The following is a 20534-nucleotide window of genomic DNA, read 5'->3' on the forward strand; positions in this document are numbered from 1 at the left end:
CGAACAGTGACGGCTTGGCCTGCTGGGCGGGTTCGATCAGATTGTGTCCGCCTCGGGCCGAGGGACTGCAGCCAAGACTGCCGGCGACGAACACCACATCCGCCGCGGCCATCAGTGACGGCAGCTTACCCAGGCTGTCGGCCAAGTACACCACACACGCGGCGCCGTCGTCGGCACTGCGTTGCGCAAGCGCCCAGCCCTGTTCACGGCACAGTCGGGCCACCTCGGCGAAGCGTTGCGGATGGCGGGGCGCGAGGATCAATGCCGCATCCGGATGGGCGTCGAGCACGGCCCGGTGCGCGCGCAGCGCGGCCGCCTCTTCGCCCTCGTGCGTGCTCGCCGCCAGCCACACCGGACGCTGGCGGCCGAGCCGCTCGCGCAGGGCCAGGCCGGCGGCCGGGTTGGCGGGTGTGGTGTCGAATTTGAGGTTGCCGGTGATGGTCACGCGGTCGTGCGGCAGGCCGAGCGCGACCAGCCGCCGCGCGTCATCGGCAGTCTGCGCGCCGACGGCGCTCAGCCGTGCCAGCGTTTGCCGGGTCAGCTGCGGCCAGCGGGCATAGCCGCGGGCCGAGCGTGGTGACAAACGGGCGTTGGCCAGCACCAGCGGCACGTGTGCCGCTTCGGCGGCAGCGTACAGGTTCGGCCACAGTTCGGTTTCCATGATCACGCCAAGGCGCGGTCGGTGGCGTTGAAAAAAGCGCTTCACGGCGCCCGGCAGATCGTAGGGCAGGTAGCAGTGGCCGATTTCGGTAGGCAGGCGCGCGCGCAGCTGCCGGGCGCCGGTGGGGGTGGTGGTGGTGACCAGCAGCGGCAGGTCCGGGTAGGCATGCCGCAACGTCTCGATCAAGGGCAGCGCGGCGTTGACCTCACCCACCGACACGGCGTGCAGCCAGATGCTGCCGGCCGGGCCCGGCGGGCTGAAGCCGAGCCGCTGCGGCCAGCGGCGGCGATAGTCGGGCAGCCGACGGCTGCGCCACAGCAGGCGCGCCAGCGCCAGCGGCAAGGCGGCGCCGGTCAACAGGGAATACAGACGGCGGTGCACGACGGTCGCGGCTGGTTTCGGTTAGGCGCAGCGCCAGGCGGCGACGGTGGTCACGCCGGCGCCCGACGGGCATTCACTCGTCGTCGGCAGGCGGGCCGCGATCGGCGTCGCTGACCGGCAGCCGGTAGTCGCCGTTCAGCCAGCTGCCCAGATCGGCCAGCTTGCAGCGCTCGCTGCAAAACGGCCGGTAGGGGTTTTCCGGCGACCACACGGCAGGCCGCTGACAGGTGGGGCAGGGTAGGTTCAAAGGCTGCAGCACATGAGGCGGAAGGCGACATCCTCGTCGGCCGGTTGTGGTTTGCCGCGATCGCAATAACGCACGAAGCGGATCGAGAAGCGGTGCCGGCCGGCGCTGACTTCGGGGTAATAGGGCGACCCCGGCGGCAGCAGGATACGCAGCAGCTGGTGCGGCTGATTGGCATCGAGCGAGCGCTGATAGAAGCCGAGCTGCGCGGTTTCGGCGGCCGCTGCCGCCGATTGCCGGATCAGCGACAGGATCAGCGCGGTGGCGCTGCCAAGACCGGCGAGCGGCTCGGTCCAAGCGGCGATGTCGCGCTGGCGCGCCGCCACCGGCCGGGCCAGCCAGTGCCGGTAGGCAGGCTGGTCGAAATCGCAGTTGCCGAGCGCCAGATTGTGCCGCTTGCGCAGCTGGCCGATCATGTCGCTCTCGAGCAGCGCCTGCGCGAACGGCAGCGACACCCGGTGCAGGCGGTCGACTTCGCTGTCGAGCTGGTCGAGCACGTCTTGCAGGCGGGCCCGGTCGACTTCCGGCGCCCCCTGCATGATGGTGAGTATGCCGGCCAGGCGTTCGAGTTCCTTGATGACTTCGGCGCGCACGTCGCTGCGCGTGAGCAGGTCGGCCAGGTCGAGCAGGTGGGTCACCGCGGCGCGGTGATGCCAGACCTCGTCCCCGCCTATGCTGTCGTGCAGGTTGCGCAGCACGAACTCGACCCGCAGCAGCAGGCGCATGCGCTCGTTGAGCGGCTGCTCGTAGGCGACGGACTCGGGTGGACTCATGACTGGCCGGGTGTGCCCATCAGGGCGCAGGGGTAGGCGCGCGCCGGGCGAGCTCGAGGTAGTGGGCATGCAACTGTTCGAGCTGGCGTCGCAGGGTGGCGATGTCGGTGGCATTGTCGACCACGTCATCGGCGCCTTCAAGTCGCTGCGCGCGCGACGCCTGCGCCGCCAGCATGGCCTGGCACTGTTCGGCGGTCATGCGGTCGCGCTGCATCAGGCGGGCGATCTGCACCTCGACCGGCACGTCGATCACCAACACCCTGTGCACCAGGGCGCGCAGCGCTGGCGATTCGACCAGCAACGGCACCGCCAGGATGCAGTACGGCGCACGCAGCCGCTGCAGGCGGGCGCGGATCTGGTCCTCGATCAGCGGGTGCAGGATGCCTTCAAGGCGCCGGCGCTGTACCGGGTCGGCAAACACGATTTCCCGCAGCCGGCGGCGGTCGAGCGTGCCGTCGGCGTGCAGCACGCCAGGACCGAAGGCATCGACCACGGCGGCCAGGCCTGGCGTGCCGGGGGCGACCACCTCGCGCGCCACCTCGTCGGCATCGATCACCGGCACGCCGCGTTCGCGAAAAAACGCCGTGGCCGTGGACTTGCCGGCCGCGATGCCACCGGTGAGGCCGACCACCAGCATCAGGCGAGCGCCTGCAGGTAGGCGCCGCGCAGCGCCTCGCCCCACATCAGGCCGAGCCAGCCGGCGACGGCCAGAAACGGTCCGAACGGGAATGGCTGTTGGCGATCGCGGCCGGCCAGGGCGATGCTGGCGAGCCCGTATACGCTGCCGAGCAGCGAGGCCAGCAGGATGCACGCCGGCAGCGCCTGCCAGCCAAGCCAGGCGCCGAGCAGGGCGAGCAGCTTGAAATCGCCATGGCCCATGCCTTCCTTGCCGGTCAGCCACTTGAACAGGTGATACACCAGCCACAGGCTGAGGTAACCGGCCATCGCGCCGATGACCGCCGAGCGCAGGTCGGTGAAGGTGCCGCCGAGATTGACCAGCAGCCCGGCCCATACGCCGGGCAGCGTGATGGCATCCGGCAGCAACAGGTGTTCGATGTCGATGCGCGTGAGCACCAGCAGCGTGAGGCTCAAGGCGGCGGCGGCGATGGCCGCAAAGCCGGGCCCGAAGCGCAGCGCGGCGGCCGCCGCCAGCAGCCCGCCGGCGAGCTCCGTCAGCGGGTAGCGGGCCGGAATGCGCGCCTTGCAGCTCGCGCAGCGGCCGCGCAGCCACAGCCAGCCCAGCAGCGGTACGTTGTGGTACCAGGCGATCGGCGCGCCGCATTGCGGGCAGTGCGAGCCGGGCGCGATCAGGTCGTAGCGTGCGCCCGGGGGGGCGGTGTCGGTCTGCCAATGTCGCTGCAGCATCACCGGCAGGCGGTGCGCCACCACGTTCAGGAAGCTGCCCACCACCAGCCCGACCAGCAGGCAGGCAACCGTGAACAGCGCCGGGGTGGCGAGTGGCGGGCCCAGCACCGGCATACTCAAAAGACCGACGCGAGCTTGAAGATCGGCAGGTACATGGCGATCACCAGCCCGCCGACGATCACGCCGAGCACCGACATGATCAGCGGCTCCATCAGGCTGGTCAGGCGGCTGACCATTTGATCGACCTCGTCTTCGTAGAAGTCGGCCACCTTGCTCAGCATGTGGTCGACGGAGCCCGACTCCTCGCCGATAGCCACCATCTGGTTGACCATGTGCGCGAACAGGTTGGTGTTGAGCATGGCCACGTGCAGGCTGCTGCCGGTAGCCACATCGTCGCGGATGCGGCGGATGCCTTTCTCGTAGACGACGTTGCCGACGGCGCGCGCCACCGAGTCCATGGCCTCCACCAGCGGCACACCGGCGCCGAACATGGTCGACAGGGTACGCGCGAAGCGCGCCACCGCACCCTTGCGGATGATGTCGCCGATCAGCGGGATGCGCAGCGCGGCGGCGTCGAGGAAGTCGCGAAAGCGCTCCGAGCGGCGGTGTGCCTGGATCGCCACGACCACCGCCGCGGCCACGCCCAAAATGACCATCCACCACCACTTGCGAAACCCCCGCGACAGCTCGACCACCCAGGCGGTCAGGGCCGGCAGATCGGCGCCGAAGCCCTTGAATAGGCTCTCGAACTGCGGGATTACGAATACAAGCAGGATGGTGGTGACGATGAAACCGACCGCGATCACCGCCGCCGGGTAGAACAACGCCGAGCGAATCTTGCGCTTGAGCGCTTCTGATTTTTCGAGGTAGACGGACAGCTTGCCGAGCACGCTGTCGAGGATGCCGGCCTGCTCGCCGGCCGCCACCAGGTTCACGTACAGTTCGTTGAACTGGCGTGGGTGCTGCGCCAGCGCCTCATGCAGGCTGAGGCCGCCTTCGATCTGCGTTTTGATGGCCATCAGCATCTCGGTCATGGCCGGGTTGTCGTGGCCGCGACCGATGATGTCGAACGAGGCCACGATCGGCACGCCGGCTTCGAGCATGGTGGCGAGCTGGCGCGTGAAATACGCCACGTCGGCGGCCGACACCTTGTGGCGCGCCTCGAACAGTGCCGACTTGCGCCGCACGCGCGCCCGCAGCACGCCGCGCTTGCGCAGCTGCTCGCGCACGAACAGCTCATCGGCGCTTTTGAGTTCGCCCGACAGGCGTTTGCCGTTGCGGTCGAAGCCGCTCCAGGTGTAGGTGTTGATGCGCTCGGGAGCGGCGGGGCGGGCGGCAGCCATGGCGGGGTTCAATCCTTGGTGATGCGGTGGATCTCACTGAGGCTGGTGACGCCCTCGCGGACCTTGTCCAGCCCGGCTCGCACCAGATCGGCGATGCCCTCGCGCTGGGCCTGGGCGGCGATTTCGATGTCCGACGCCTCGTGGGTGATCAGTTTGCGCATGTCGTCCGAAATCGGCATCACCTGATAGATGCCGATGCGGCCCTTGTAGCCGCCGTTGCACTGATCGCAGCCGGTGGCGTCGTAAACGGTCAGGCCGGCGTCGATTTCTTCCTCGGTGAAGCCCTCGCGCAGCAGCACCTGCCGCGGCAGGTCCAGCGGCTGCTTGCAGTGTTTGCACAACCGCCGGGCCAGGCGCTGCGCCATGATGAGGTTCAGCGCCGCGGCGACGTTGTAGGACGGCACGCCCATGTTCATCAGGCGGGTGATGCTCTGCGGGGCGTCGTTGGTGTGCAGCGTGGCCAGCACCAGGTGCCCGGTTTGCGCCGCCTTGACGGCGATCTCGGCCGTTTCGAGGTCGCGAATCTCGCCGATCAGGATCACGTCCGGGTCTTGGCGCAGGAACGAGCGCAGGGCGCTGGCAAAGGTCAGGCCGGCCTTGACGTTGACGTTGACCTGGTTGACGCCGTCCATGACGATCTCGACCGGGTCTTCGGCGGTCGAGATATTGATGCCGGGCTGGTTCAGCTCCTTCAGGCCCGCGTACAGGGTGACGGTCTTGCCGCTGCCGGTGGGGCCGGTGATCAGCACCATGCCGTAGGGCTTTTTCAGGTTGTGCTCGAACAGTTCGCGCTGCTCGGCGGTGAAGCCGAGCTGGTCGATGGTCAGCAGCCCGGCGCCGCCGTCGAGCACGCGCATGACGATCTTCTCACCGTAGAGCGTGGGACAGGTGCTGACGCGCAGGTCCACCGAGCGGTTGCGCGACACCTTGAGCTTGATGCGCCCGTCCTGCGGCACGCGCCGTTCGGCGATGTCCAGGCGCGCCATCACTTTCAGGCGCGCTGCCAGTCGGTTGGCGAGCCCCGGCGGCGGCGCGGCCATCTCGCGCAGGATGCCGTCGATGCGGTAGCGCACCCGGTAGCGTTTTTCGTAGGGTTCGAAGTGCAGGTCCGAGGCGCCTTTGCCGATGGCATCCAGCAGCAGCTTGTTGATGTAGCGCACCACCGGCGCGTCGTCGACGTCGACCGCGTCGGCATCGTCCTCTGCTTGGCCGGGTTCGGGCGCCACCAGCGCGCTGAGGTCGGCATCGTTGATGTCGTCGAGCGGCTGGGTCTCGGCGGCCGCCAGCACCCGGTTCAGCAGCGCGGTCAGCTTGTCGTGCTCGACCAGCACCGCTTCGGTGGCCAGGCCCGAGCTGAATTTGATTTCGTCCAGCGCGCGGTAGTCGGCGGGGTCGGAGACCGCCACGAACAGCCGGTTGCCGCGCCGGAACAGCGGCAGGGCGCGGTATTTGCGGATGATCGGCTCGCTGACGCCGTGCGTGCCGAGTAGCTCCGGATCCAGCGCATCCAGGTCGAACAGCGGCAAACCGAACTCGCTGGACGCGCACAGCGCGAGGCGCGCCGCATCCAGGTGTTTTTCTTCCACCAGATAGGCGACCAGCGATTGCTCGCGCGCGGCCGCGGCCTCGCAAGCGGCGACGGCGTCGCCTTCGGTCAGGACGCCGTCGTTGACCAGACGCCTGGCGAGTCCAATCAGGTTGATGCGGGTGCTGGGCGTTGCCATGTCGGCCATCGATGCGTTGCGGTTGCCATGGATTCCTCGAACCCTGCGTTGGCATGGCTACTATAGCAATCGGCGTTACATCGCCTGAGGATGGGGCTGCCGGTACCGATCGCGGGTGACCGGGTGTGGCGCTGGCCGATCGCAGGCGAATGGTGGGTTATCGGCCGGCGCGTCGAAATGTTGAGCGCCAGGCAACGCAGGCAGTCCCCTACGGATGCGCTGATTTATTCAGCGCATCCCGCCCGGGGCAGGAAGCTCCGGCCTGAATCGAGGGCGTAAGCCCTTGATTCAGGGAGCGCCGCGCGGGCGTGCACCGCGCGGCGGTGAGCTGAAAAATTCCAGGGAGGGAATTTTTCAGCATTTCCCTACGCGCAATTGTCTGGTTCGCCGCGGTGCCGCGTGAATAACGTACCGCTGGCGCCGGCGGCCGCATTGACCCCATACAGGCAAAAAGAGGATTGATGATGCGAACCATGGTCGTGCTGGCCGGTTTATGGCTGGGTAATCTGGCACAGGCCGCGGTCGACGATCCGCGCCTGCATCCGGGTGAACTGCGCCTGCTGGAGCTCGATCGCGCGACGCTGCGCGAGGTGGTGCCCGGCGCGGTGTACATGCGGCACCGGTTCGGTAGTGGGCAGAGCACGGCCTTGTTTCGCTTTCCGCCGGCAGCGGCTGCGACGCGGCCGGCCAAGCTCGCCTTTCACAGTCACGGCACGGAGTTCGCCATACAGCTGGCTGGTGACTCAGAAATCATCGACGAACGTGGCCGCCACTACCCGCTGCGGGAAGGCGACGCGGTGCTGGTCAAGGCCGGCGTGCGCCACACTGGCGCCTTCGGCAACACCGAAAACCGCATCCTGAGCGTGGTCACGCCGCCGCGCCCGGAATACCCGCCCGAGGACGGCGCGGCATATTTTCCGGGCCATGGTCGGCCAGCCGCCGCGCCAGTGCCGGCACGCAGCGACTATGCCGGCCCGGCGGTACGCACGCTGTTCAACCTGGCCACGGTCGAGTCGACCCTGATGAGCTATCCGGGCGATGCGGTGGCGTTTCGGCACTGGCAGGGCGACGACGTCAGCGTGGCGGTGACGCGCCTGCGCCGCGCCGCGCCGGGACACGCCGCGGCGCCGCACGCCGTGCATGGCGAGGAGGTGGCCTGGCTGGTGCGCGGGCAGATGCGCTACACGCTGCCCGGCGCGGGTGAGGTCACGGCCAGCGCCGGGCAGGCGGTGATCCTGCCACCGTACCGGGCGCATAGTGCCGAGTGTCTGACCGACGAGTGTCTGATCGTGTCCTGGCAGGGTCCGCGCCGGGACGAGTGGGGTGCAGAAGGCACGCTGCCGCCGCTGCGCCTGATCGGCACCGGCGGCGGTGCGTTGGCCGAATCGCACCCGGCGGCCTGTCCGTGTCAAGCCGGGGCCGATTAGGAACGAGATGATTCATTTGGATCGTCTGATCCGGGGCAGGATGTTCCGACTTGAATCGATGGCGTAAGGCGTTGAACCGATGAGGGCCTCGTGGGCATGTACGGCGAGGCCGCTGAAACGGCTTCTTCCAAGTCCCGAGGGTGCGGCGCGCGACGCGTCGGCCGGGTAAGCTTGCGCGGCCGGCGGGGGCGCCGTGCACGCAAACGTGCCAAGGACAGGGGTTCATGCGACCGAATCGTTCGGATTGGGCGGGCGCGCTGGCGCTGACCATGCTCGTGCTACTGGGTGGCTGCGGCGCCGAGAGCGCCTCGCAGGCGCCAACGCCGCGCCAGGTGTCGATTACGGCCACGCAGGTGGCGACGCGGCCGGTGGAGGTGCTCGAGGAGTCGGTCGGTTACATCGACACCCAGACCGCGCCGCTGGTGGCGGCCGAAGTGGCGGGCCGGCTGGTCGAGGTGCGGGTCGACGTGGGTCAGCCGGTCAAGGCCGGCCAGGTGCTGGCGCGCATCGAGCAGGTGGACTACGACAACGAGCTGCGCTCGGCCAGCGCCGAGGTGGGGCGGCTGACCGCCCTGGCCGACAACCAGCGCCGGGTGGTGGAGCGCTATCGCAGTCTCGGGCGCGGCGGTTTCGTGTCCGAAACGGCGCTCGACGAGGCCGAGGCGCAGCTGAAAGCGCTCACTGAACAGCTGGCCACTGCCCAGGCACGGCGCGACATCGCCGCCCGCGGCGTCAGCAAGACCACCGTGCTGGCGCCGGTGGACGGCGTGATCCAGCAGCGCCTGGTGTCCAAGGGCACCTATGTGGCCAACGGTCAGGCGCTGTTCGAGATCGCCACCCGCGCGCTGCTGCGCGTGCACCTGCCGCTGCCGGAAACCGTGCTCGGCCGCGTGCAGGTGGGGCAGACGGTGTATCTGGCCACGCCGAGCGCGCCCGGCCAGCGGGTGACCGGGCGCGTGACCGAGCTGCGGCCGCGGGTGAGCAGCGGCAGCCGCGCCGGCGAGGCCATCGTCGAGTTGCGGAACCCGGGCGACTGGGCGCCCGGCGCCAGCGTGGTCGGGCAGCTGGTGCTCACGCGGCGCGAATCGGTGGTGGTGCCGGCGGTGAGCGTGGTGCTGCGCCCGGCCGGTCAGGTGGCCTATCGCCTGGACGGCGACACGGCACGCCAGGTCAAGGTTGAAGTGGGCGAGCGTCTGGGCAGCGAGCTCGAGGTACTGTCCGGCCTCGAGGCCGGCGCGCGCATCGCCGTCGACGGCGCGGCGTATCTGTCGGACGGCGCGGCGGTGAAGCTGCGGGAGCAGGGCTCGTGACGCTGCCGGAAATCGCCATCCAGCGGCACGTGCTGGCGCTCATGCTGAGCCTGCTGATCGTGCTGTTCGGGCTGATCGCCTACCAGCGCATCGGCGTGGATCGTTACCCGCAAATCCAGTTCCCGGCGGTATCGGTCATCACCCGGCTCGAGGGCGCCAACCCCGAGGTGGTGGACGCGGCGGTCACCAACGTCGTCGAGAGCGCCGTCAACAGCACGCCCGGCATCGAGCGCATCGAGTCGCAGTCCCTGCCGGGCACCTCGCTGGTGGTGGTGATCTTCAAGCTCGGCAAAAACGTCGACGTCGCCTTCAACGAGGTGCAGACCAAGGTCAGTCAGGCGCTCGAGCGCCTGCCGGACGACATCGAGGCGCCGGTGGTGGCCAAGCTGGAAACGGGCTCGCAGGCCATCCTGTGGCTGTCGCTGGAGGGTGATCGCACAGACCCGCAGCTCGACACCTACGCCCGCACGGTGCTCAAGAAGCGGCTCGAAACCATCGACGGCGTGGGCGAGGTGCAGCTCGGCGGCGTGCGCGAGCGCGCCATTCGCGTGAACGTGGACCTCGAGCGCGCCGCCGCGCTCGGCGTCACGGCGCAGGACATCACCGCCGCGCTTGCCAACGAGCACCTGCAGTTGCCGGGCGGTTTCCTGGTCGGCGGCCAGACCGAGCACCTGATCAAGCTCGACCAGGAATACCACTCGGTGGCCGAGATGCAGCGCCTGGTGGTCGGCCACCGCGACGGCGCGCCGATCCTGCTCAAGGATGTGGCGCGGGTGGAGGATTCCGGCAAGGACCGCCGCCAGGCGGCCTACCAGGACGGCAAGGTGTCGATGGGGCTCGGCATCGTCAAGATCAGCAACGCCAACACGGTAGCCATCGCCGACGAGGTGAAGCGGCGCCTCGAAACCGAGTTCCGCCCGGCGCTGCCACCGGGCATGGACCTGTCGATCGCCTGGGACGACAGCGACTACATCCGGCGCGTGATCGCCGCGCTGACCGAGCACATTTACCTCGGCGCCGGCCTGGCGGCGCTGGTGGTGTTCGTGTTCCTGGTCAACTGGCGCGCCACCGTGATCGTGGCGCTCGCCATCCCGGTGTCGCTGCTGGCGGCGGTGCTGATCATGTATTTCATGGGTTACACCCTGAACACCATGACCATGCTGGCGCTGCTGCTGCTGATCGGCGTGGTGGTGGACGACGCCATCGTGGTGCTGGAGAACATCCATCGGCACATGCACGAGCGGCCGGGCGAGCCGCTGCGCGCGGCGGCCGATGGCACGCAGCAGGTGTATTTCGCCGTCATCGCCGCCACGTTTGCGCTTGTGTGCATCTTCGGGCCGGTGATCTTCATGGACGGCATCATCGGCCTGTTCTTCGAGTCGTTCGCGGTGGTGGTCACCACCGGCGTGCTGGCCTCGCTGTTCGTGGCGGTGACGCTGACGCCCATGTTGTGTTCGCGCCTGCTGAAGGTGGACGTGCAGCACGGACGGCTGGCGCGGGCGAGTCTGGCCGTCATGGACAAGGTGGAAGCCGCTTACCGGCGGGCGCTGCGCGGGGTGTTGCGCTGGCGCTGGAGCACGCTGGGCGTGGCCGTGCTGCTGGTGTTGCCGGCCGGCGTGCTGTTTGGCGTGATCGGCAAGACGTTCGAGCCGGACGTGGACGAGAACGGCTTTCTGGTCACCTTCAAGACGCCGCTCGGCTCGAGCCTGGACTACTCCGAGCAACGCATGCGTGTGGTGGAAGCGCTGCTCGAGGCGCAGCCCGAGGTGCGCGACTACTGGTCGGCGCTCGGCATCGGACCGCTCGGGCAGGTCAGCCAGGGCATGGTGTTCGTGCGCCTGAAGCCGGCCGAGCAGCGCGCGGCACACCAGTTCGAGGTGATCCGCCGCGTGCAGGCGGGACTCGCCGACATTCCCGGCATCGAGGCGTTTGCCGGGCGCGTGCCGGCGGTGCAGGGCTCGCGCGGCGAGCCGCTGCAGTTCGTGCTGCGCGGGGTGGACCTGACGCGCGTGGCGCAGCTGGCCAAGGACCTGCACGCCAAACTGTCGGCAGAGCATCCGCAGCTGGGTTATGTCGATCTGGACCTCAAGCTCGACCTGCCGCAGTTCAAGCTCGACGTCGACCGCGTGCGCGCGGCCAGCTTGGGCCTGAACGCCGCCACCGTGTCGCAGGCGGTGAACCTGCTGATGGGTGGGCAGGACGTGGCCTATTTCAACGACGAGCCCGGCGACGGCGAGCGCTACGACGTGCGCATCAAGGCCATCGAGGGTCAGGTGACGCGGCCCGAGCATTTGCGGCGCATTTACCTGCGCAGCGCCAGCGGCGAGCTGGTGCGCGCCGACACCGTGGCGCGTTTCGAGGAACGCCTGGGCCCGGCGCTGATCTCGCGCTACGACCTGCGCTACGCGGCCAATTTCTACGCCGAGCCGAAGATTCCGCTCAACCAGGCGGTCGCCGTCGTGCAGGCGGCCGCCGGCCAGCTGCCCGAGGGCTACGAACTGACCATGGTGCGGCAGACCAAGGATTTCGCCGACACCGTGCGCATCCTCACCGGCACCTTCGCGCTGGCGCTGGTGCTGCTGTACATGGTGCTGGCCAGCCAGTTCAACTCGCTGCTGCAGCCGTTCATCATCATGGTGGCGCAGCCGCTGGCGGCGGTCGGTGCCTTGTTCGGCCTATGGCTGTACGACATGACGCTCAATATCTACTCGATGATCGGCATGGTGCTGCTGGTGGGGCTGGTGGCCAAGAACTCGATCCTGCTGGTCGACCTGGCCAACCAGCTGCGCGCAGACGGCAGGAGCATTGACCAGGCGCTGCTGGAGGCCTGCCCGGTGCGCCTGCGCCCGGTGCTGATGACCTCGCTCACCATCATCTTGGCCATGATGCCGGCGGCGCTCGGCTTCGGCACCGGCTTCGAGGCCAACGGGCCGCTGGCGGTGACCATCATTGGCGGCATGCTGAGCTCGACCGTGCTCACGCTGCTGGTGGTGCCGGCGTTGTATTCGCTGACCGAGCAGGGGCTGGCGCGGCTGCGCCGGCGGTCGGCCGCGCCCGCGCCGCAGTCCGCATGAGCAGGTGGGGCCCTGGCTGCGCCATCTGCCCGCCGCCGCCCCCTGCGGTGGTAGCGTGCTCGGTGGTTTCCTGTGCCAAAACCGGGGGATAGCCCAATGAAAGTCGATGTGTTGCCGTTTTTCGACGCCGCAACCGGCACCTGGTCGTACGTGGTGGCCGATCCGCGCAGCCGCCAGGCGGCCATCGTCGATCCGGTGCTGGATTTCGACGCCGCCGCCGGGCGCACCAGCAGGACCAGCGCCGATCGCCTGCTGCAGGCGGTACAGGAGCGCGCCCTGGACGTGGCGTGGATACTGGAGACCCACGCCCACGCCGATCACCTGACCGCGGCCGCTTACCTCAAGGAGCGCCTGGGTGCGGCGGTGGTGATCGGTGCCGGCATCCGCGACGTGCAGCGCACGTTCGCGCGGGTGTTCAACCTGGGAGCTGAGTTTCCGACCGACGGTTCGCAGTTCGACCGGCTGGTCGGCGACGGCGACAGCCTGCAGCTTGGCGACCTGGTCGTGCACGTGCTGGCCACCCCGGGCCACACCAACGACAGCGTCAGCTACGTGGTCGCAGACGCCGTGTTCGTGGGCGATACGCTGTTCCTGCCGGACGTCGGCAGCGCGCGCTGCGATTTTCCGGGCGGCGATGCGGCCACCCTGTACGAGTCGGTGCATCGGTTGTACGGGCTTGGCGACGGCACGCGGATGTTCGTGTGCCACGACTACCCGCCGGCCGGCCGGGAGGCGCGCTGCCAGACCACCGTCGGCGAGCAGCGGCGCAGCAACATCCATTTGCGCGACGCGGTCGACCTGGACGCCTTCGTCGGCCTGCGCACGGCGCGCGACGCCACGCTGGCGATGCCCAAGCTGATCCTGCCGTCGATCCAGGTCAACATTCGCGCCGGCCAGTTTCCGCCGCCGGAGGACAACGGTGTGTCGTACCTGAAGCTCCCGCTGGACGTGCTATGAGGCGCCCATGACGCATTTCACGCCTTACACCGCGCTCGGCGGTGGTTTGCTGATCGGCGTCGCGGCCGTGCTGCTGCTGTACCTGAACGGCCGCATCGCCGGCATCAGCGGCATCCTGAACGGTGCCCTGGCGCGCCAGAAAGGCGACACCGCCTGGCGCGTGGCGTTCCTGCTCGGCATGCTGGCCGGCGGCGGCGCGTTCTGGTGGTTGACGCCGCACGCGTTTGTGCCGCGCCAGGGCTTTCCGCTGCCGACGTTGCTGGTGGCCGGCTTTCTGGTCGGCTTCGGCACCCGCCTGGGCAGCGGCTGCACCAGCGGGCACGGCGTGTGCGGCCTTGGCCGACGCTCGCTGCGCTCGCTGGTGGCGACCGCCACCTTCGTCGGCTTCGGCATGCTCACGGTGTACGTGACGCGTCACCTGCTCGGGGGGCAGCCATGAGCCGGGTGCTGGCGGCCGCGCTGTGCGGCGTGTTGTTCGGTGTGGGACTGGCGCTGGCGCAGATGATCGACCCCAACAAGGTGTTGGCCTTCCTGGACGTGGCCGGCGCCTGGGATCCGAGCCTCATCCTGGTGATGGGCGGCGGCGCCGGCGTCACGGCGACGTTGTTTCCCTGGGTGCTGCGCCGCCCGCGTCCGCGCCTGGATACGGTGTTTCATCTGCCCACCAAGCGGCGGGTCGATGCGCAGTTGGTGGCCGGGGCGGCGCTGTTCGGCATTGGCTGGGGATTGGCCGGCTACTGCCCCGGCCCGGCGCTGGTGGCGCTCACGCTCGGCACCGCCGAGCCGTGGCTGTTCGTCGCCGCCATGATCGCCGGTTCGTTGGCCTGCAAGGTGTGGCAGGACGGCGGGCGTTAGATGGCGATGCGGCACCCGTCTTCGCAACCGCTGGTTTATCCGGAATGAACGTACCGGCCGACCCGCTGCTGCTGGCGCGCCTGCAGTTTGGCGCCAACATCAGCTTTCACATCCTGTTTCCCAGCATCAACATGGCGCTGGCCTGGCTGCTGCTGTATTTCCGGCTGCGCGGGCGCGGCGTGCAGGGGGCGCCGTGGCTGGCGGCGTACCGCACCTGGGTCAAGGTGTTCGCGCTGTCGTTCGCGCTCGGTGTGGTCAGCGGCGTGACCATGAGTTTTCAGTTTGGTACGAACTGGCCGGGCTTCATGCAGCGCGTGGGCAACATCGCCGGTCCCCTGCTGGGTTACGAGGTACTGACGGCGTTCTTTCTGGAGGCCACGTTTCTTGGCGTGATGCTGTTCGGCCAGCGCCGCGTGTCCGAGCGCATGCACCTGACCGCCACCGCGCTGGTGGCGGTCGGCACCAGCCTGTCGGCGTTCTGGATCCTGGCGCTCAATTCCTGGATGCAGACGCCGGCTGGCTATCGGCTGATCGACGGCCAGGCGCATGCGGCGAGTTGGTGGGCGGTGATTTTCAATCCGTCCTTCCCGTACCGGTTCGTGCACATGATGCTGGCGTCGGGACTCACGGTGGCGTTTCTGGTCGCCGGCCTGAGCGCCTACCGCCGCCTGCGCGGCGAGCGCAGTGCGGAGCTCGCCGTCACCCAGCGCCCGGCGGTGCGCCTGGCGGCGGTGCTGATCCCGCTGCAGATCGCAGTCGGCGACCTGCACGGTTTGAATACGCTCGAACACCAGCCGGCCAAGATCGCCGCCATGGAGGCCATCTGGCACACCGAGCGCGCCGCGGACCTGCGCCTTGTCGCCTGGCCGGACGAGAAAACGCGCAGCAACCGCTTCGAGATCACGCTGCCGGATGCGGCCAGCCTGATCCTGACCCACAGCCGCGATGGCGAGCTGCGCGGTCTCGACAGCTTTCCGGATCACCCGCCGGTGGCGCCGCTGTTCTGGGCGTTTCGCGTCATGGTGGGCGTGGGCCTTTTGATGCTGGCGGTGAGCTGGCTCGCCGCCTGGCAGATGCGCCGCGGCGGCGAGCCCACGCAGGTGGTGCAGCGTGCGCTGCTGGCGATGACTTTCTCCGGCTGGCTGGCGGTGCTGGCCGGCTGGTACGTGACCGAGATCGGCCGCCAACCGTGGATCGTCTACGGTGTGCTGCGCACCGCCGAAGTCGCCTCCGGCGTGCCGGCGCCGATGATCGGCCTCAGTCTCGCGCTGTATCTGACGCTGTATGCGGTGCTGATCGTGGCTTACGTGAGCGTGCTGTTTTATTTGGCACGCAAGGCCGGCGACGCAGGGGGTGCGTGATGGAACAGGCTCTGCCGTTGATCTTCATGGCCCTGATGGGCGTGGCGATGCTGGCCTACGTGGTGCTGGACGGCTTCGATCTGGGCGTGGGTCTGCTGCTGCCGCTGGTGGACGACGCCGACAAGGACCGCATGATCGCCGCCATCGGCCCGTTCTGGGACGCCAACGAGACCTGGCTGGTGCTCGGCGCCGGCATTTTGCTGGTGGCCTTCCCGCAGGCGCACGGCGTGGTGCTGACGGCGCTCTACCTGCCGGTGGCCTTCATGCTGGTCGGGCTGATCCTGCGCGGGGTGGCGTTCGACTTTCGCGTCAAGGCGCGTGCCGAGCACAAGGCGCTGTGGAACCGCGCCTTCGTGGCCGGCTCGGCGCTGGCGGCGTTCGCGCAGGGCTTCATGCTCGGCAAGTACGTGCTGGGCTTCGCCGCGGGGCTGTGGCCGACCCTGTTCGCGGCCTTGATCGGCCTGTGTCTGATGGCCGCCTACACGCTGCTGGGCGCCTGCTGGCTGTTGATGAAAACCAGCGCCCCGCTCAAGCGCCGTGCCGCCGGTTGGGCGCGGCGCGCCCTGTGGGGCACGGCGCTCGGCTTGGCGGCGGTGTCGCTGGCGACACCGCTGGCCAGCGAGCGAATTTTTCAAAAATGGTTCTTGATGCCGCAGTTCATCCTGCTACTGGAGGTGCCGCTGGCCAGCGCCGTGCTGCTGCTGGTGGCCGACCGGCGCCTGAAACGCCTGTGCCAGGCGGACCTGCCGCGGCCGTGGGAACCGTTCGCCTGCGCGGTCGGCTTGTTCGTGCTGGCGGCGATCGGTCTGGCCTACAGCCTGTACCCGTACCTGGTGGTGGACCGGCTCACCGCGTGGCAGGCCGCGGCGGCGCCGGAGTCGCTCAAATTCATTTTGGTCGGCGTGGTGATCACGCTGCCGGCCATCGTGGCGTACACCGTCTACGTGTACCGGGTGTTCTGGGGCGAGGCGGGCGAGCTGCGTTACGAGTGACGGGCATTCAGCAAGGACTCGCCAGCCGTTACCATTGCCGTTTTTTACCGCCAGGAGGCCCTGCCCATGCTGACCAAAGACGATATCCGCGGCGTGTCCGCCATGATCCCGACGCCGTGCAAGGCGGGTCAGGGCGGCTGGCAATACGAGAACTCGGTCGATCTCGACGAGACGGCGCGCATGACCGAGCAGCTGATCGCCGCCGGCATCGGCTCGATCGCCGCCAACGGCACCACCGGCGAGTGCGCGGCGCTGACGCTGGAGGAAAAGCTCGCCTTCACGCGCACCATCGTCGAGGTCGCCCGCGGCCGCGTGCCGGTGTTCGCCGGCATCACCACGCTCGGCACCAAGGAGACGGTGCGCCAGATGCGCCTGTTCCGGGAACTCGGCGCCGAGGGCGGCTTCGTCGGCCTGCCGCTGTGGCAGACGCCGACCCTCACCAACTCGGTGAAGTTCTATGCGGATCTGGCCGAGGCGGTGCCGGACATGGGTCTGATGGTCTACGCCAACCCGCTGTTTTTCAAATCCACCTTCCCGGTCGAGTTCTGGGCCGGCGTCGGCAAGCACTGCCCGACCGTGGTCACCTGTAAGTACGTCGGCAACCTGATGGATCCCAAGAACATGCTGATCGACCTGCCGGCCAGCATGGATGCGGCGCCGCACGTGCAGTTCCTGCCGATCGACTTTGCCGTGCCGATGGCCTACGAGATGGTGGGCGATCGCCTGAAGGGCATGTGGTCGACCAGCTGCGCCATGGGGCCAGAGCCCATCGTGGCCCTGCAGCGGGCGCTCGAGGCCGGCGACACGGCGCGCATGGGCACCATCATGAGCGAGCTGAACGCCCTGCCGAACGCCATTCCGGATTTTCGCGAGTTCTCCAAGTACAACGTGCAGGTGGAGAAGGTCCGCTGCAACGCCGCCGGTTACATCAATGCCGGGCCGTGTCGGGCGCCCTATGAGGACCTGCCCGACGACTGGCGCGCACTGGCCGAGGCTAGCGGCCGGGCCTGGGCCGAGCTATGCGCGCGTAAATACCGCTAATACCGCTGACCGGCGGCTGCACAATGGCAACCCAGCGCCGCCGCAGGCCCGGCGGCGCGATACGCCCTCACCCCACGGAGGCCCCCATGCGCATCGAAGACCTGACCTGGCGCATCGTCGACAAACCGGGCGAGACCTTCAAGGTCCACCGCTCCATCTACACCGACCCCGAAATTTTCGAGCTCGAGCTCGAGCACATCTGGGAAGGCACCTGGGTCTACATCGGCCACGACAGCCAGATTCCGAAGCCCAACGACTACCTGACCACCGTCATCGGCCGCCAGCCGGTCGTCATCGCCCGCGGCGCGGACGGCGTGCTGCGCGGTTTCATCAACGCTTGCTCGCATCGCGGCGCCTTGGTGTGCCGCAAGGCGCGCGGCAACGCCAAGCTGTTCACCTGCCCGTATCACGGCTGGGTGTACGACAACAAAGGCGCGCTGCTGGACGTGAAAGACGAGGCCGACGGCGCCTACCCCGATCACTGGCACAAAGCCGACTTTGGCCTCACCCCGGTGCCGCACGTGGCGAGCTATCACGGCTTCATCTTCGCCAGTCTCAACCCGGACGTGCCGGACATCAAAACGCATCTGGCGGCCGCGGCACCGTTCCTGGAACTGTTCGCCAACGAGTCGGCCGAAGGGCTCGAAGTGCTGCGCGGGCATTCCGTGTACACGCATCGCGGCAACTGGAAGATGCAAGCCGAGAACGGCGTCGACGGCTACCACGTCGACATCGTGCACGCGTCGTACTTTCGCCTGGCGCAAGAGCGCGCCAAGGCGGCGGCGGCCGCGGGCGGTGCGGACAACGTGAAGGCCATCAAGGTCGACATGAAGAACACGCAAAACGGCAATTACGACCTCGGCAACGGCCACGTCATGATCTGGACCGACATCCCGAACTTCCGCGACCGGGCGCTGGGGATGCAGTACGACGCGCTCGAGGCGCGCGTGGGCCCGCTGCACGCCAAGTGGATGGCCGGGCGTCTGCGTCAGGTATTGATCTACCCGAACGTGATCCTGTTCGACGGCATTTCCACGCAGCTGCGCTCCTGGCGGCCGATCGCGCCCGACCAGACCGAGGTGCACGCCTACTGCGTGGCGCCCCGTGGCGAGAGCGAAGAAGCGCGCGAGCGGCGGGTGCGCCAGTACGAGGATTTCTACGGCGCCAGCGGCATCGCCACGCCGGACGACCTGACCGAATTCGACGCCTGTCAGTCCGGTTACTACGGGCGCAATGCGCAGTGGCAGGACTTCGACCGCGGCATGAAGCGGCGCGTCATCGGTCCCGACGAGCACGCCCGTGAGCTCGGCTTCAATCCGCAGGTCAGCGCCGGGCGTTTTGCCGACGAAACGCTCTACCACGGCGAGTACCGGCAGTGGTTGAAGCTGATGACCGAAGGTCTGCGCCGCGCGGAGGCCAAGCGCCATGTCGCCTGATCTGCTCCTCAAGGAAGCCGTCACCGAACTGCTGCTCGAAGAGGCCGATTGCCTGGACGAGCGGCGCTGGCACGACTGGCTCGCCCTGTACCGGGAAGACGCCGTCTACTGGGCGCCGTCCTGGCACGACGACGACGAGCTGATCGACAACCCCAAGGGCGAGATTTCGCTCATCTACTGCGGCAACCGCGATCGCCTGGCCGATCGGGTATGGCGCATCGAGTCGGGGCTGTCGTCGTCGCTGCTGCGCCTGCCGCGCACGCGCCACTTGGTGACCAACATCCGCCTGCGCGAGGTGAGCGCCGACCAGCTGATCGCCACCGCCAACTTCCAGGTCAACACCTACAAGCACGAAGAGCAGCGCACCGACATGTTCTTCGGCCACTACCGCTACCGCCTGGCGCGCACCGGCGACGCGCTGCAGATCCGCGAGAAATACATCGTGGTCTGCAACGACGTGATCCCGCGTCAGATGGATGTGTTCAATATCTGAGCCGGCTGATCGAGGCGGGCGTCTGCTGCATGCCGGGGCACGCGCCGGCCCGGTCGGCGCCTGCCGGCCGGGCTTTCCGGCGTCCCAGAGTGTGCAAAGAAATGCGCGTGCTGCGCATTTCTTGCGTCGCCCGTCCGGTACACGCCCGGACGTGCTCGCGCGAATCAAGCCCTGGCGAGCTCGATTCGCGTCAGGCCATCCCTGGCCGGCCTCGGGACTTGAAAAATTCACAAGCCCTCAGGGTTTGTGAAGAAATGCGCGTCCTGCGCATTTCTTGCGTCGCCCGTCCGGTACATGCCCGGACGGGCTCCCGCGAATCAAGCCCTTGCGGGCTCGATTCTCGTCCGGCCATCCCTGGCCGGCCTGAGAGCTTGAAAAATTCACAAGCTCTCAGTCGGCGCGGCGGATGGTTTCCTGACGCTGCTCGCGGCTGATGATGCGCGCCAGGTTCACCAGTTCTTCGGCCACTAGCTCCAGCACGTCGTCGGCGCTGACGATGCCGACCAGTTCGTCGCGCGTGCCCACCACCGGTAGGCGACGCACGCCGCGCGTGCGCATGCGCTCGAGCACGTCCCAGATTTCGTCGCTCTCGCGGGCCGTGGCGAGCGGTTCGCTCATCACGTCACCGGCGCTGACCGCGTCCGGCGACACGTCTTTGGCGACCACCGCCAGCACGATGTCGCGGTCGGTGATGATGCCGACCGGTCGGCACAGGCCGGCCTCGTCACGCGTCACCACCACGCTGCCTACGTGGTGCTGGCGCATCAACTGGGCGACGGTGCGCAGGGAATCGTCGGGACTGGCGATGACGACGCCACGGCTGCAAATGTCGGCAACGGGCATGGCAGGGCTCCGGGGGGGGGCAAAAAAAGCATCATGCTGTCGTCAGCGGCCGCTGGCCATGACCGGCGTCAACCGCCGCTGTGGCCGCTGGCGGCGAACCTATCGCATGATGATTCCGGCTCCGAATCGAGGCTTTTCGCGTGCAGTACGACTCACACACCGCGCTCGTGGTGGTTGATGTGCAAAACGATTTCGCCGACCCGGCCGGCCGCCTGTACGTGCCGGGCGGCGAGGCGGTGGTGCCGGTCATCAAT

Annotated in this window: 19 protein-coding genes and 1 pseudogene; 12 read left to right on the forward strand and 8 right to left on the reverse strand. The window is 68.3% G+C overall.

All coding sequences use genetic code 11. From position 1 onward, the window contains the following. From PHC73_RS02555 to pilB, 7 genes are all read right to left on the reverse strand, one after another. A partial coding sequence (locus tag PHC73_RS02555) for a 3-deoxy-D-manno-octulosonic acid transferase (RefSeq protein WP_300124069.1) occupies window positions 1-1042 on the reverse strand: 1042 nt, incomplete at its 3' end. Window positions 1043-1115: 73 nt separating this feature from the next. Continuing rightward, window positions 1116-1289, reverse strand: coding sequence for a DNA gyrase inhibitor YacG (locus PHC73_RS02560; protein ID WP_366949783.1), 174 nt, complete (start codon window positions 1287-1289; stop codon window positions 1116-1118). Beyond that, window positions 1286-2059 carry a cell division protein ZapD gene (gene zapD / locus PHC73_RS02565; protein ID WP_300124075.1) on the reverse strand — a complete coding sequence of 258 codons (774 nt, stop codon included), beginning with the start codon at window positions 2057-2059 and terminating at the stop codon, window positions 1286-1288. Before zapD ends, PHC73_RS02560 begins: the two co-directional genes overlap by 4 nt. Before the next feature lie 19 nt (window positions 2060-2078). Beyond that, entirely contained in the window at window positions 2079-2696 is a 618-nt protein-coding gene (coaE, locus tag PHC73_RS02570; RefSeq protein ID WP_300124078.1) for a dephospho-CoA kinase, read from the reverse strand. Beyond that, complete coding sequence (locus PHC73_RS02575; protein ID WP_366949784.1) at window positions 2696-3538, reverse strand: A24 family peptidase; 843 nt, start codon at window positions 3536-3538, stop codon at window positions 2696-2698. The genes coaE and PHC73_RS02575 overlap by 1 nt, the downstream gene beginning before the upstream one ends. 2 nt (window positions 3539-3540) lie before the next feature. Next, the gene (locus PHC73_RS02580) at window positions 3541-4767 is read right to left on the reverse strand and encodes a type II secretion system F family protein (protein WP_300124082.1); all 1227 of its coding nucleotides are present in this window, start codon (window positions 4765-4767) and stop codon (window positions 3541-3543) included. A gap of 8 nt (window positions 4768-4775) precedes the next feature. After that, window positions 4776-6491, reverse strand: coding sequence for a type IV-A pilus assembly ATPase PilB (gene pilB, locus PHC73_RS02585; protein WP_300124084.1), 1716 nt, complete (start codon window positions 6489-6491; stop codon window positions 4776-4778). Window positions 6492-6955: 464 nt separating this feature from the next. Between pilB and PHC73_RS02590 the strand changes: the two genes are divergently transcribed. From PHC73_RS02590 to PHC73_RS02640, 11 genes are all read left to right on the forward strand, one after another. After that, window positions 6956-7918 (forward strand): hypothetical protein, encoded by a 963-nt coding sequence (locus PHC73_RS02590; protein WP_300124087.1) that lies wholly within the window; start codon window positions 6956-6958, stop codon window positions 7916-7918. Window positions 7919-8142: 224 nt separating this feature from the next. Continuing rightward, a complete protein-coding gene (locus PHC73_RS02595) occupies window positions 8143-9228 on the forward strand; it encodes an efflux RND transporter periplasmic adaptor subunit (RefSeq protein ID WP_300124089.1) in 1086 nt (361 codons plus the stop codon). Continuing rightward, window positions 9225-12302 carry an efflux RND transporter permease subunit gene (locus tag PHC73_RS02600; RefSeq protein ID WP_300124091.1) on the forward strand — a complete coding sequence of 1026 codons (3078 nt, stop codon included), beginning with the start codon at window positions 9225-9227 and terminating at the stop codon, window positions 12300-12302. Before PHC73_RS02595 ends, PHC73_RS02600 begins: the two co-directional genes overlap by 4 nt. A gap of 96 nt (window positions 12303-12398) precedes the next feature. Continuing rightward, window positions 12399-13259 carry an MBL fold metallo-hydrolase gene (locus PHC73_RS02605; protein WP_300124093.1) on the forward strand — a complete coding sequence of 287 codons (861 nt, stop codon included), beginning with the start codon at window positions 12399-12401 and terminating at the stop codon, window positions 13257-13259. Window positions 13260-13266: 7 nt separating this feature from the next. Continuing rightward, the gene (locus PHC73_RS02610) at window positions 13267-13698 is read left to right on the forward strand and encodes a YeeE/YedE family protein (RefSeq protein ID WP_300124096.1); all 432 of its coding nucleotides are present in this window, start codon (window positions 13267-13269) and stop codon (window positions 13696-13698) included. After that, window positions 13695-14114 (forward strand): YeeE/YedE family protein, encoded by a 420-nt coding sequence (locus tag PHC73_RS02615; RefSeq protein ID WP_300124098.1) that lies wholly within the window; start codon window positions 13695-13697, stop codon window positions 14112-14114. The genes PHC73_RS02610 and PHC73_RS02615 overlap by 4 nt, the downstream gene beginning before the upstream one ends. 44 nt (window positions 14115-14158) lie before the next feature. Continuing rightward, window positions 14159-15475 (forward strand): cytochrome ubiquinol oxidase subunit I, encoded by a 1317-nt coding sequence (locus PHC73_RS02620; RefSeq protein WP_300124101.1) that lies wholly within the window; start codon window positions 14159-14161, stop codon window positions 15473-15475. Further along, entirely contained in the window at window positions 15475-16467 is a 993-nt protein-coding gene (locus PHC73_RS02625; protein ID WP_300124103.1) for a cytochrome d ubiquinol oxidase subunit II, read from the forward strand. Before PHC73_RS02620 ends, PHC73_RS02625 begins: the two co-directional genes overlap by 1 nt. Window positions 16468-16533: 66 nt before the next feature. After that, the gene (locus PHC73_RS02630; RefSeq protein WP_300124105.1) at window positions 16534-17508 is read left to right on the forward strand and encodes a dihydrodipicolinate synthase family protein; all 975 of its coding nucleotides are present in this window, start codon (window positions 16534-16536) and stop codon (window positions 17506-17508) included. Window positions 17509-17594: 86 nt separating this feature from the next. Next, window positions 17595-18944, forward strand: a complete 1350-nt coding sequence (locus PHC73_RS02635; RefSeq protein ID WP_300124107.1) for an aromatic ring-hydroxylating dioxygenase subunit alpha — start codon at window positions 17595-17597, stop codon at window positions 18942-18944. Next, complete coding sequence (locus tag PHC73_RS02640) at window positions 18934-19437, forward strand: aromatic-ring-hydroxylating dioxygenase subunit beta (RefSeq protein WP_300124109.1); 504 nt, start codon at window positions 18934-18936, stop codon at window positions 19435-19437. The genes PHC73_RS02635 and PHC73_RS02640 overlap by 11 nt, the downstream gene beginning before the upstream one ends. A gap of 390 nt (window positions 19438-19827) precedes the next feature. Here PHC73_RS02640 and PHC73_RS02645 read toward each other — a convergent pair whose 3' ends face one another. Next, the gene (locus PHC73_RS02645) at window positions 19828-20280 is read right to left on the reverse strand and encodes a CBS domain-containing protein (protein WP_300124112.1); all 453 of its coding nucleotides are present in this window, start codon (window positions 20278-20280) and stop codon (window positions 19828-19830) included. Window positions 20281-20420: 140 nt separating this feature from the next. Between PHC73_RS02645 and PHC73_RS13910 the strand changes: the two are divergent. Further along, window positions 20421-20534, forward strand: a pseudogene (locus PHC73_RS13910) (isochorismatase); the annotation flags it as partial.

The organism is Immundisolibacter sp., assembly GCF_028696615.1.
Classification (GTDB): Bacteria; Pseudomonadota; Gammaproteobacteria; order Immundisolibacterales; family Immundisolibacteraceae; genus Immundisolibacter.